Below are 12,565 nucleotides of genomic sequence, written 5' to 3' on the forward strand. Positions count from 1 at the left end.
TCCAAAATTTCCTTGGCAGCCGACAGCGGAACACCAATTGGAACATGACGAGGCAAAATAATGCTCATCCGCAAACCTCAATCATGGGCTCATTGATTAGGCCCCTGCGTAGCCTCGTCAATGGCTTTGGTTTGGCTTGGTGGGCCAGGGTTGAAACCCGTGAACCAAATGTCACCTATTGGTTCGGCCCTTTTTTGACCCGAAAGAATCTTGAGGTCAAGCTATCGACCTTCGTTGCGGATCTCTCTTTTGAGGGACCTGCGTCTGTGAATCACACCCTCGTGCGTTGTCGTCGCGTTGAGCCGCTGACGATCGCAGTCGAAGGCTGGTCAGACGGCTGATAGCGTCGCTGCTGCACAGCACAGCACCGCAAGCCGATGGCGATCGCTGAATGGCGTCAGCAACTAAAGCTCGGCGAGGTTTCCGCCAGGGAACTCACAGATCACCAACTTGCTCGTATCGCAGTGGTGGATCCCACTCTGCACGCTTTTCTGGATATCACAGCAGATCGAGCTCGTGCCGATGCCGATCGCATCGATGAGGCCTTGGCTGCGGGTGAGTCTCTGCCACCTCTGGCTGGTGTGCCTTTGGCAATTAAGGACAACCTCTGCACGAAAGGAATACGCACCACCTGTTCCAGTCGAATGCTGGAAACCTTTGTGCCGCCCTATGAATCCACCGTCACTGAGCGCCTCTGGCAGGCCGGTGCTGTGCTTCTCGGGAAAACAAATCTCGATGAGTTCGCCATGGGTAGCTCGACCGAGACATCTGCGTTTGGGGCTACATCCAATCCCTGGGATATCACCCGTGTGCCGGGTGGCAGTTCTGGTGGCAGTGCAGCAGCTGTTGCGGCAGGTGAATGCATGGCTGCCTTGGGTTCGGATACTGGGGGCTCAATCCGTCAGCCCGCTTCATTTTGTGGAGTCGTAGGCCTTAAACCCACCTATGGCCGTGTCAGTCGTTGGGGTTTGGTGGCTTTTGCCAGTTCTCTTGACCAGGTTGGACCATTCACGACCAACGTGGCCGATGCTGCTGAGCTTTTACAAGTGATCGCAGGATCTGATCCTCGTGACTCCACTTGTCTCAATGTTGCTGTGCCCGATTATTGCTCTGCCCTTTCGCAACCAATGTCTGGGGTACGCATCGGCTTGATTCGTGAGTGCTTTGACCAAAACGGCTTGGATGCGCAAGTGAAGAGAACAGTTTTGACAGCGGCAGAGAAGCTGCAATCCTTGGGAGCGGAACTGGTTGAGGTGAGTTGCCCACGCTTTAGCGATGGCATCGCCACCTATTACGTGATTGCCCCATCGGAGGCTTCGGCCAACTTGGCGCGTTACGACGGGGTGAAGTACGGCTACCGAGCTGAAGGAGCTGATGCTCTAGCCGCGATGACAGCCCGAAGTCGCGCAGAGGGTTTTGGTAGCGAGGTGCAGCGACGCATCCTGATCGGCACCTATGCCCTCTCGGCTGGTTACATGGATGCTTACTACAAGAAAGCCCAGCAGGTCCGCACATTGATCCGTCAAGATTTTGATGCGGCATTCCAAACGGTCGATGTGCTGCTGACACCCACATCACCTACCACTGCATTCCAAGTCGGTGCCCACGCTGATGATCCACTTGCCATGTACCTGGCTGACCTGCTGACGATCCCAGCCAACCTGGCTGGCTTACCTGCCATCAGTCTTCCCTGTGGATTCGATGACGATGGCCTTCCGATCGGGGTGCAGTTGATTGCAAATGTGCTGGAGGAGTCACGCCTCCTACAAGTGGCTTTTCACTATGAGCAAGCAGCAAACGTGATGGCAAATCACCCGCAGGGAAACTTCATTCCCTAAACGATCTATTGCACTAGATGCAGCGTTTGGCTACATGAACAACCCTGCATCTTGCGCCTCCTCCTAGGCTGGGGGCATGGCATTCGTTCCTCTTCACAACCACAGCGACTACAGCCTTCTGGACGGAGCTACACAGCTTCCCCAGATGGTGAAGCGAGCCAAGGAGCTAGGCATGCCCGCTCTGGCACTCACCGACCACGGTGTGATGTATGGCGCCATTGAACTGCTGAAGCTTTGCAAGAACGCTGAGATCAAGCCGATCATCGGCAATGAGATGTATGTGATCAACGGGTCTATTGAGGATCCGCAACCGAAGAAGGAGCGTCGTTATCACCTGGTGGTGCTTGCTAAGAACGCTGTTGGCTATCGCAATCTTGTGAAACTCACCAGCATTAGCCATCTGCGTGGCATGCGCGGCCGAGGCATCTTTGCAAGGCCATGCATTGATAAAGAACTGCTGAAGGCCTATAGTGAGGGGTTAATTGTTGCCACCGCTTGTCTTGGTGGGGAGATTCCTCAAGCCATCTTGCGCGGTCGCATTGATGTAGCAAGGGATGTGGCCCGTTGGTACCAGGAGGTCTTTGGCAAAGACTTCTATCTCGAAGTTCAGGATCACGGCTCGCCGGAAGACCGAATCGTCAATGTAGAGATTGTGAACATCGCCAAAGAACTAGGGATTGAGCTGATTGCGACCAATGACGCCCATTACCTCAGTAAGAACGATGTGGAGGCCCATGACGCCCTGCTTTGTGTGCTGACAGGCAAGTTGATCAGTGATGAGAAGCGTCTGCGCTACACAGGTACTGAATACATCAAGTCTGAACAGGAGATGGGACGGCTATTCGCCGATCATCTCGAACCTGATGTACTGCAAGAGGCTATTGCCAACACAGCAGCCGTTGCCGAAAAAGTAGAGGAATACTCAATCCTCGGTAGTTATCAGATGCCTCGTTTCCCGATTCCTGAAGGACATAGCGCCGTGAGTTATCTACACGAGGTCTCTGAGCAGGGGCTACGGCAAAGGTTGAAACTGGCAACGACAGATCCAATTGATGACCATTACGGCGAAAGGCTCACCTATGAGCTGGGCGTGATGGAACAGATGGGCTTCCCCACCTATTTCCTGGTGGTATGGGATTACATCCGCTTTGCACGTGAACAGGGCATTCCAGTAGGACCAGGGAGGGGGTCAGCAGCTGGCTCACTCGTGGCATATGCCCTTGGTATTACCAACATTGACCCTGTTCAAAACGGATTGTTATTTGAGCGATTCCTTAATCCTGAGCGTAAGTCGATGCCTGATATTGACACTGATTTCTGTATTGAACGTCGTGGTGAGGTGATCGACTATGTCACGCGTCGTTACGGCGAAGACAAGGTTGCTCAAATTATCACTTTTAACCGAATGACATCCAAGGCCGTCTTGAAGGATGTAGCCCGGGTGCTTGATATTCCCTATGGAGATGCCGATCGACTTGCCAAGCTTATTCCCGTAGTAAGGGGAAAGCCTGCAAAACTAGCTGCGATGATCGGCAGCGATTCGCCGAATGCTGAATTCCGTGAGAAGTATCAGAACGATCCAGTAGTTACAAAATGGGTCGATATGGCGATGCGCATTGAAGGTACAAATAAAACCTTTGGCGTTCATGCCGCTGGAGTCGTCATTGCTGCTGAGCCCCTAGATGATCTTGTACCCCTTCAGCGCAATAACGATGGACAGGTAATTACTCAATACTTCATGGAGGATGTGGAGTCGATGGGGTTATTAAAGATGGATTTTCTTGGGCTCAAGAATCTCACCATGATTGACAAAACACTTGAGCTTGTTGAAGTCAGCAATGGAGAGAGAATTGATCCTGATCAATTGCCATCAGAGGATCCTGAAACTTTTGCCTTACTTGCAAGAGGAGATCTTGAGGGCATCTTTCAACTTGAATCGACTGGGATGAGACAGATTGTGCGTGACCTTCGCCCCTCATCTCTTGAAGATATCTCCTCAATTTTAGCTTTGTACAGACCAGGTCCTTTGGATGCCGGATTGATTCCAAAATTTATCAATCGGAAACATGGTCGAGAGGCAATTGATTTTGCTCATGCTGCCCTTGAACCAATCCTTAAGGAGACTTACGGGATCATGGTTTATCAGGAGCAGATCATGAAAATTGCCCAGGATCTTGCTGGCTATTCTCTGGGCGAAGCTGACTTGCTACGGCGTGCAATGGGCAAGAAAAAGGTTTCAGAGATGCAGAAACATCGCAGTATTTTTGTTGAAGGAGCAAGTCGAAGTGGTGTTGATCAGAAGATCGCTGATGAGCTTTTCGACCAAATGGTTTTATTCGCCGAATATTGCTTCAACAAGAGTCACTCAACAGCTTATGGCGCTGTTACTTATCAAACTGCCTATTTAAAGGCACATTATCCAGTTGCCTATATGGCGTCATTACTGACAGTCAATGCTGGCGCTAGTGACAAGGTGCAGCGCTATATCTCGAATTGCAATGCGATGGGAATTGAAGTGATGCCGCCAGATGTGAATGCTTCAGGGATTGATTTCACCCCTGCTGGTGATCGCATCTTGTTTGGTCTTTCTGCTGTGAGAAATCTTGGCGATGGTGCAATCAGGCAGCTAATTGCCAATCGCGATGGTGATGGCCCCTTTGTCTCCCTTGCCGATCTCTGTGATCGTCTGCCCTCCAATGTTCTGAATCGTCGCGGGTTGGAATCTCTTATTCATTGCGGAGCCCTAGATGCCATAGACCCTGAATCGAACCGGGCCCAGTTAATTGCCGACTTGGAGCTTCTGATCCACTGGGCTGCTTCTCGTGCCCGTGATCGACTCAGTGGTCAGGGCAACCTATTTGATCTTGTAGCTGGAGCAGCAGACGAGCAAACGTCTGCTGAGCTGAGCACTGCACCCAAGGCAGCACCGGTTACCGACTACCCACCGACTGAAAAGCTGAGACTTGAAAAAGAGTTGGTTGGTTTCTACCTTTCGGATCACCCTCTCAAGCAGCTCACTGCGCCAGCTCAATTGCTAGCGCCCATTGGTCTTGCCAGCCTTGAGGATCAGCCTGACAAGGCGAAGGTCAGTGTGATCACGATGCTGACGGAGATGCGCCAAGTCACAACCCGCAAGGGCGATCGCATGGCAGTTCTCAAGATTGAGGATCTCACCGGTAGTTGCGAAGCTGTGGTGTTCCCCAAGAGCTATGCCCGTCTATCAGATCACCTCATGTTGGAAGCGCGACTGCTCATCTGGGCCTCTGTTGATCGTCGCGACGACCGTATCCAATTGATCATTGATGATTGCCGCGCCATCGATGACCTACGACTGCTGTTGGTGGAGTTGATGCCTGATGAAGCCTGTGACATCACTGTGCAGCACAAGCTTCGGGAATGTCTCCATCAGCATCGCCCAGCCAAGGATGAATTTGGTGTGCGAGTGCCCGTGGTGGCAGCGGTTCGCCAGGGTCCCCAGGTGCGTTACGTATGCCTAGGTCATCAGTTCTGCGTTCGAGACGCTTCTGCTGCACTCAGTTCCCTTCAACAGCAGGCATTCAAAGCTCGATGCAGCGACCGACTATTTGTCTGATGTTTATCCGGAATCCTTTGGCTTGGTCTCTGATTTTGAGCCAGGTTGATTAGCTTTGCTTGAATCGCGCATTCTTCCTATGTTGCGACCAATGTGTTCCAGTCCAAGCAGGCTGCCTGGGGCATCTTCCCAGCTGGCAGATAGAACCCCATAACTCAGTCCTATCAAGCCAACGAGGAAACAGGCTGCTGAAGTGATCAGCGTGATGAATGGTGAGATATCAGCAATGCCACGGCTCACAATCAGATAACTAACTACAAAAACACCCATCCCTGCAGCTGTAGGCAGACCCGAGGCGAAGATCACGCGCCGCAGCATGCGATTTGCCACTGGCTTTGGAATAGCCTGCTGACTGCTGGAAGTCGCTTTTGGTTTCTTGATCTTTGGCGATTTGGATCCCTTTTGGAGCAGGCTTTTGTTGGCCGTTCCGCTCTTTTCTGGCTCGAAAGGCATAGCTTTGCTTCGTTCGGCCATCTGCTTAAGAATTAGAGGGAAATCGCCAAAAGGGATTTAACCGCGGATGCCTAGTTTGGTGATCAGGCCGTTGTAGCGCTGTTCACTTTTTCCGCGTACATAACTAAGCAGGCGCTTGCGACGACCAATCATCTTGAGCAGTCCCTGACGGGATGAGAAGTCGTGCTTGTTCTCCTGCAGGTGCGAGCTGAGCTTTGTAATCCGCTCGCTAAGCATTGCCACTTGCACCTCCACAGACCCCGTATCGGTGCCATGGGTTTGGTTGGCATTGATCAGCTGTTGCTTTTCTGTTGTATCGAGCGACATGCTTGGCGTTTTGCCCTAAGAGACCAAAAAAACAATCTAACTCTTTGAGGACCATTGTTTAGGCAGCTTCCTGACTAAGCCAGCGCAGGCTTGCTCTCAGCCAGGCGTCAGTGTCGTCGATGGTGGGGACAGACTCAGGCATGTCACTGGCTCCTATTGCAGCACCGCTGGCCACAGCCCTTATGGCACGGCGTATTTCAAGATCTTCGTAGCCAAGGCCCCCGAGGGTGATCTGTAGCTCATGCAGACTTGAATCCTTGAGCTGATGCGAATCGATCACACCATTGTCCCCCAGGGACATTCCAGGATCACGACAACTAAATTCAGCCAACTTTGTGCGCAATTCCACCGCAAGACGTTCGGCAGTGCGCTTGCCTACACCTTGAGCCTGACAAAGCTTGCGTAGGTCTCCCTGCACAATCGCCTCTACAAGTTCTCCGGTCTGACATTCCTCTAGAAGAGCGAGAGCCATCTGGGGCCCCACGCCGCTGACACCAATCAAGGTACGAAACATGTCCCGTTCTCGTCGTTCCGGGAAGCCAAACAAGCTGGATCCATCATCACGCTGCACCTGATGGATCCAGAGGATGAATGTGTTTTGCCCGTGCTCCATTTCGCTGAGATGGCGCGGTGCAATCTGAACCTCGTAACCAACACCAGCACATGCCAGAACGACTCCTTGCCGAGTCCCTTGCTGCCAGGCTTCTACCTTTTGCCCTTGCAGCCAGCCAATCATAAGGTTGCTCTTGATGTCATCCATGCTGCCTGATCTGTCCAGCCTCTGCTTGATTGTTCGAGGATCTGCTCAGAGCTTCTGGAGCTTGTTTTGCTTTGCGTAACCGGTCTAAAACTCAATTCCTGCAATGGTTATCAGTAGCCTCGCCAGTGGATGTCCGCCAGAAGCCTTGGTCCTACAGATTGAGCTGCTGCAAACCGCTATTACCAGCCTCCTAGATCTTAAGAGGAGGAGTTCAGCAGATAGGAGTGGAGTGCATGTTGACAAGCGAGATAAGAGTCATCTAAGTGAGAATTGGGTCTTGGGGGGTAATGGGTGACTTTGCTTAACAGCTACCTAGTGATTCACTACCTGCAGAAAGTTCGTTAAATAATTTCTAGAGCATTTTTTAAAAAGGGTAAATTGTATCTGCCTGTCTATTTATGACCATCTTCAGAAGAGAAGCCCAAACTGTCTACTCAAAGAAGAACTAGAACCTGAATACCGTTTCACCTATAGGCTTGACGAGGTTAGACAAGCTCATCTACTGAGTAAAGCTAGACTCAATAGACCCCATTGAATTTGGAAAAGTATAATCTACAAGTTCTGGATCTCTCTTTCAGGCTTTCACCCTTCTCCTTATTCCAACCTTTACCCTTAATGATTGAGTCTTTTGCGGGATGATAGCTATACAAGACCTCTAGCTTACTTCTACGCTCGTTTATCTTGTGGTCATTTATTGATACTGGGATTTGAGTTAAAATCCATGCAACCAATAAACCCATAAAGATTCCGTCTCTTTTAGATACAGGTCACTAGATTATCTCCTCACATGGCCTATCATTAGAAGACCTAGCAGAAACACCTAATGACAGACGAAGAAACGAGGAACTCTCAGTACTGGGAAGAAAGATCCGAGGAACTCTCAAATGAAGTTGAAAGGTGTTAGTGGTGGAATAGATAGTGTTCCATTTGAGCTAAAATCTAATGCCCAAAAAGATTCAGGGACTTCAGCAAAGAAAGCATTAGAGGACTTGGATGGTCAAGTTAAGAAAGATTCTGGGTTCAAGACCCACGGTGGGAGTAGTTTCTAGGTTGTTCTGACCCCATTTTAGGACCAGGAAAAGGGTTACTAGACTCCCCTACCAGCCTTGACTGCCTACGACACGTTTCGACGTCTTAAAAGTGACGACTCCTAATTCTCATCAGGTTCTCCTAGGCGTGCACTTATAAGGTGTTTTTACAGAAATTGCCACCCATCGTTTACAACTCCATCAACAAGACTGATGTCGCTATCTTGTTTTCATTTTGATTGCTTTGGGATATTTTCTTGTCTGCTTCTGAAGCTGATGAGTGTTGCTCCCAGTACCAACAGAGCTCCAATCACGAACCAGCCATCAACAGGTTCAGCAAACAGCAGTACACCCCAGAGAGTTGCGAACAAAACTTGGAAATAGCCAATTGAACCTGCTGTAGCTGCTGGTAAAAGAGTTAATCCCTCGGTAATCCAGATTTGCCCAAGTTGGGTAAATAGGCCAATACCCAGTATCCAGAGCCAATCGATTCCAAGTGGCAAGACTCCCTGATTCCCGAGGAAGAGCAAGGCTATTGGTACTGATGTCAATGGAAAGTAGAAAACGATCACAAGTTGATGTTCCTGCTTGGAAAGCTCACGTACGCAGACGTAGGCCAGAGCTGTAAATAGAGCACCAGAAAGTGCAATAGAGACAGATAAAGGGGAGTAACCGGTGAAGCTTGTGCCAAGCCATGCGGGTTTTAAAACCAGGGTGATCCCCAACCAACCAAGAAATACTGCTATGCCAATACGAGGATGGATTCTTTCTCTTAAAAACATCCATGCCGCTAACGCAACAAAAGTTGGATAGGTGTATTGCAGAACAGTTGCTGTGGCAAGGGGTAAGGACGCCAAGGCGTCAAATACACAGAACAATGCCGCTGTGCCCAACAGCCCTCGCAATAACAACAACCTTTTACGGTGTCCCCAGGGGGAAACCCCAACCCGACTGAGCATGAACCGAGTAATTGCCAGGCTGATCAGAGATCTTGCAAATAAAATTTCTGCGACAGGCAAACGACCACCAAGGTGTTTGACGCAAACGGTCATCAAGCTGAAGGCCAGAGCGGCGAGCAGGAGTGATTTGAATCCACGCCATTGGCTGTTTGTCTGCGCTTGGTTGTTACCCTGCATCGACATCATTCATCTCATCCGCAGAACTGAGGCAATGGCATAGTCAACAACACAAGAGAAGAGGCCATCCCTGAAAGCCATTGCAGCAAGGAAAGACCAGCAACAGGATTGAGATCGTCATGTCATTCCAAATTGGTGATGGCAAGTCGCGTTGCTTTACGAGAAGCAACCCACTCTCCTAATTCTTTTTAAATTGCTCGACTGTAGAAATCTCTAATGGATTCAAAAGCCGTGAAACTCTCCTCCTTTGGTGTTGCAGCAGCAGTGGCTTCCTTTGTGTTTGTTCCAGTAACCGCCTGGGCTGGCCCAACGGTTTCTGTACCTGACTTTAAAAACCAGGTAGGCAGGTTGTCTTGGTGGAGCCCGCGTGTGAGCCGTCAGCTCGCGGATGCTCTTTCCAATGAACTAGCCCTTGCTGGTGGACTAACAGTCGTGGAACGGCAGAATCTCAAGGCCGTCCTCTCAGAGCAAGAGCTTGCCGAGTTGGGGATTGTGCGAAACGACGGAAACGCCGCACGTAGCCGTCAAATGCGTGGCGCCCAATATTTGATTATGGGGCGTGTGAGTGGCTACGAAGATGGGGTTGAAACAAAGCAATCTGGAAGTGGGATGCGCTTTATGGGTTTTGGAGGCTCGAAGACTGTTTCGGAATCCAAGGCTTATGTTTCCATCGACCTACGGGTGGTGGATTCCTCCACTGGAGAGGTTGTCGGTGCGCGAACAGTAGAGGGGCGTGCGACCAGCACAGCTAAACAGAAAGGCTCCGGCGGATCTTTGGCTCCCTTGGCTGGGCTTGTAGGAGGTGCAACCGGAGCAAGAGGGGCAGGGGCCTATGGCCTTGCGGCTGCAGGCACTTTTAGTTATGAAGAATCATCCAGCGAAAGTAATCGCACTCCCGCAGCAAAAGCCATTCGCGCAGCTCTCATTGATGGTGCTGATTATGTGAATTGCCTATTGGTGATTCGTGATGGCTGTTTGGCGTCTTATCAGCAGCAGGAATCAATTCGACGCTCTAATACACGTGATGTGCTCCAACTCGATTGATCTCGATCAAAGTTTTGTCGTTTTGCGGCAGGGCTGATTACGCCGTTTGCGCTGCCAATACAGAGAGGACGATTTTGAAGAGGTTTTGAGTTCTTATTGATCTCCTTTTCTTCAGTCTACAATTGGGATCCGAAGGGATAATACCCTTCAATCCCAACTCTGTCCCAACCAGACCTCTAGGACCTCCTACTGACTAAAGATCTGAAGTTCTATTCATGACAGACAATGATAAAGGTTTGATAGGTAAAAGTTATCAGTGGATTACTTTTTATCCTGACAATCCCTATTCTCCAATTCCTCTATCTTCTTACGTCTCTTGAAATAGTATCCCAGTTTCCTTATCTTATCATCAGTCTCATCCTTATCTTCGTTTGAGTTACCATACTGGACACCTAAAAACCAAAAGATAATGGGACTAAACCCCAATGTCTCCCAGTAGTAGAAGACACAGAAGAGAGTAACCCCAACACTAAACAACATCACCCCAATAGACACTTTATTCCTGTTTTTTAATTCCTTCCACAATTTACTAGGGTCTTGAAATTCAGGTGTTATAGAACCTTTTGTCAATTCCTTCACATAATAGTCATTGTTCTGTTTCCTTAGTCTGTCAATCTCTTCTCGAATGTCATCGACCATCAGTCACCTCCTTTATCAACACTTGGATTGACCATCAATCTCCACCTTAACACTTCCTTGTGTTTCTCCTTCCCTCTTTGAACGAACCAACCATAACTACAACCAAAAAGAAAGAAGATAAGTTTAGTGATTCCTAACTCCTCCCAACTATAACCAATGAAGAATAAAACAAGGAGTAGGATGAACCACTTCATATAGTTATAAATCCTAAGTTCATTTTCTAAATCTCTCAACTTCTTCTTTTGTTGATGAGGAGAAAGATGAAGAGGTGGTTCTGTCATCAGTCATCTCCTGATGGTTGTTGGTTATTAGTTGTCCAATCTATCGTTTGAATAAGTCTTTGTCTTTTCTCCTCTATCTTTTCCTTCTCCTCATTAGTCCTCCTCCATTCCTTATCCATCTACTCAACCAATCCAAATTCCTTCAACCATTCATAAGTAATCCAATCTTCCTCCTCCTTTGATTGGTTTAGACATTCATCAGTTTCGAGATAGGGATTGATGACAATATTGTAATCAGAAATAGTTATAGTTACCGTCATCAGTTTATCTCTTATCTTAATGTTGATGTAACTACACTCATCAAGAACACGAAACAACAAACGAAGATTACCAACGAGACTCCTTACACCAACAGAGACTGATCCCTCATCGAATTCCATCCCTTTACTACTTTCAATAATCCTGTCCCGTTTTTCAGTTACCCAATCCTCTCTATGATTCATTTCTCTCATTCCAATCTTTTACTGTTCTTTCTTCAGTGTCAGTCATTAGGTGTCAATCCTCTCAAAATAGTCTAATCATTTCTAGAGGATTCAACCAGAAAATAATTTCAAACGAAAAGAAGGTTAGTGACGCAAGAAAGGTCCACGACTATTACGACCACCTTCAATGTTTAGAAAGTGTCTACAGTGTCTGGTCTCGTCAAACAAATCCTTCATCTTCTTGTCCCACTGTTTTGTCTTTCTCTCCCGTTGGTAATCAAAATAGTTCTCTATGTTATCTCTACAAACATTTATCTTATGGTTCCTTACTGACTGTGGGATTTGAGTAATTATCAAGACAAGGAAGAGACCCATATAAATCCAATCTCTTTTTGTTATTGATGAGTTCATTGGTTATTTAGATTGGCGTAGGTTGTTGAGACAAAACTGGCCAGGATCGGGTCCTATTACTATTGAATCCCAGGGATTGGGTCCTATTCCCTGTCTTGACTTCTTCCAATCTTTGAGTGACATCCCAGAACCTGAACCTTCTGGACCATTTCCTTTCAAATTAGTCCCTTCACCAGGAACCATTATTCCACCACTAACAATTTTCAACTCGTCTGTTGAGAGTTCCTCGTTGATGTCTTCGTTTGGCTTAGTCATTAGGAATAACTAGTGATGATGACGTCTTTCAGTTTATATCCATTCCTCTTCTTCCAATCTTTGAGTGTCTCACCAGAACCAGAACCTTGTGGAGAAGGAGAAGGAACATCAGAAGGAAGAGTGGTTTTTACTTCACAGTTCATAAGACCACCACTAACACTCTTCAACTCATCAGTTGATAGTTCCTCGTTGATTTCTTCGTTGGGTTCAGTCATTAGGTGTTAATACTCTAAAATTAGTCTAATCATTCTTAGAGGTTTATACCAGAAAAAATAAAATAAATCTCTGAAGGGTCTTATCATATGTAGTCTGACCATTTTTACTCCGTAGTCCCCCATTCAGAAGTTAGACATACCGTAGAAAAAGGTTCTAATACCTA

At 48.2% G+C, this 12,565-nt stretch carries 13 protein-coding genes; 4 read left to right on the plus strand and 9 right to left on the minus strand.

What is annotated here, in order from left to right:
* Nucleotides 1–44 precede the first annotated feature (44 nt).
* The 3 genes from SIB41_RS05525 to SIB41_RS05535 all read left to right on the plus strand — a co-directional run bounded on the left by SIB41_RS05525 (nucleotide 45) and on the right by SIB41_RS05535 (nucleotide 5,430).
* Nucleotides 45–341: a DUF1816 domain-containing protein gene (locus tag SIB41_RS05525; RefSeq protein ID WP_413361085.1), complete on the plus strand. Its 297-nt coding sequence runs from the start codon at nucleotides 45–47 to the stop codon at nucleotides 339–341.
* A 36-nt stretch (nucleotides 342–377) separates the two neighbouring features.
* Nucleotides 378–1,838, plus strand: a complete 1,461-nt coding sequence (gene gatA / locus SIB41_RS05530; protein ID WP_413361088.1) for an Asp-tRNA(Asn)/Glu-tRNA(Gln) amidotransferase subunit GatA — start codon at nucleotides 378–380, stop codon at nucleotides 1,836–1,838.
* A 76-nt stretch (nucleotides 1,839–1,914) separates the two neighbouring features.
* The gene (locus tag SIB41_RS05535; RefSeq protein WP_413361091.1) at nucleotides 1,915–5,430 is read left to right on the plus strand and encodes a DNA polymerase III subunit alpha; all 3,516 of its coding nucleotides are present in this window, start codon (nucleotides 1,915–1,917) and stop codon (nucleotides 5,428–5,430) included.
* Between the two features lie 3 nt (nucleotides 5,431–5,433).
* Here SIB41_RS05535 and SIB41_RS05540 read toward each other — a convergent pair whose 3' ends face one another.
* The 4 genes from SIB41_RS05540 to SIB41_RS05555 all read right to left on the minus strand — a co-directional run bounded on the left by SIB41_RS05540 (nucleotide 5,434) and on the right by SIB41_RS05555 (nucleotide 9,143).
* Nucleotides 5,434–5,904 (minus strand): PAM68 family protein, encoded by a 471-nt coding sequence (locus tag SIB41_RS05540; RefSeq protein WP_413361094.1) that lies wholly within the window; start codon nucleotides 5,902–5,904, stop codon nucleotides 5,434–5,436.
* A gap of 36 nt (nucleotides 5,905–5,940) precedes the next feature.
* Nucleotides 5,941–6,210, minus strand: a complete 270-nt coding sequence (gene rpsO, locus SIB41_RS05545) for a 30S ribosomal protein S15 (protein ID WP_011130024.1) — start codon at nucleotides 6,208–6,210, stop codon at nucleotides 5,941–5,943.
* Between the two features lie 58 nt (nucleotides 6,211–6,268).
* Nucleotides 6,269–6,946: a Holliday junction branch migration protein RuvA gene (ruvA, locus tag SIB41_RS05550; RefSeq protein ID WP_413361418.1), complete on the minus strand. Its 678-nt coding sequence runs from the start codon at nucleotides 6,944–6,946 to the stop codon at nucleotides 6,269–6,271.
* Nucleotides 6,947–8,228: 1,282 nt separating this feature from the next.
* The gene (locus SIB41_RS05555; protein WP_413361096.1) at nucleotides 8,229–9,143 is read right to left on the minus strand and encodes a DMT family transporter; all 915 of its coding nucleotides are present in this window, start codon (nucleotides 9,141–9,143) and stop codon (nucleotides 8,229–8,231) included.
* A gap of 222 nt (nucleotides 9,144–9,365) precedes the next feature.
* Here SIB41_RS05555 and SIB41_RS05560 point away from each other — a divergent pair, with 222 nt between their 5' ends.
* Nucleotides 9,366–10,178, plus strand: coding sequence for a CsgG/HfaB family protein (locus SIB41_RS05560; RefSeq protein ID WP_236069647.1), 813 nt, complete (start codon nucleotides 9,366–9,368; stop codon nucleotides 10,176–10,178).
* 261 nt (nucleotides 10,179–10,439) lie between these two features.
* Here SIB41_RS05560 and SIB41_RS05565 read toward each other — a convergent pair whose 3' ends face one another.
* From SIB41_RS05565 to SIB41_RS05585, 5 genes are all read right to left on the minus strand, one after another.
* The gene (locus SIB41_RS05565; RefSeq protein WP_413361099.1) at nucleotides 10,440–10,817 is read right to left on the minus strand and encodes a hypothetical protein; all 378 of its coding nucleotides are present in this window, start codon (nucleotides 10,815–10,817) and stop codon (nucleotides 10,440–10,442) included.
* The gene (locus tag SIB41_RS05570) at nucleotides 10,817–11,098 is read right to left on the minus strand and encodes a hypothetical protein (protein ID WP_413361101.1); all 282 of its coding nucleotides are present in this window, start codon (nucleotides 11,096–11,098) and stop codon (nucleotides 10,817–10,819) included. Before SIB41_RS05570 ends, SIB41_RS05565 begins: the two co-directional genes overlap by 1 nt.
* A gap of 119 nt (nucleotides 11,099–11,217) precedes the next feature.
* Nucleotides 11,218–11,550 carry a DNA methyltransferase gene (locus SIB41_RS05575; RefSeq protein WP_413361104.1) on the minus strand — a complete coding sequence of 111 codons (333 nt, stop codon included), beginning with the start codon at nucleotides 11,548–11,550 and terminating at the stop codon, nucleotides 11,218–11,220.
* A gap of 384 nt (nucleotides 11,551–11,934) precedes the next feature.
* Nucleotides 11,935–12,186, minus strand: coding sequence for a hypothetical protein (locus SIB41_RS05580; protein WP_413361107.1), 252 nt, complete (start codon nucleotides 12,184–12,186; stop codon nucleotides 11,935–11,937).
* A complete protein-coding gene (locus SIB41_RS05585; protein ID WP_413361109.1) occupies nucleotides 12,186–12,401 on the minus strand; it encodes a CCRG-2 family RiPP in 216 nt (71 codons plus the stop codon). The genes SIB41_RS05580 and SIB41_RS05585 overlap by 1 nt, the downstream gene beginning before the upstream one ends.
* Nucleotides 12,402–12,565 lie beyond the last annotated feature (164 nt).

This window comes from Prochlorococcus sp. MIT 1201 (assembly GCF_047303415.1).
In the GTDB taxonomy this organism is placed as follows: domain Bacteria; phylum Cyanobacteriota; class Cyanobacteriia; order PCC-6307; family Cyanobiaceae; genus Prochlorococcus; species Prochlorococcus marinus_D.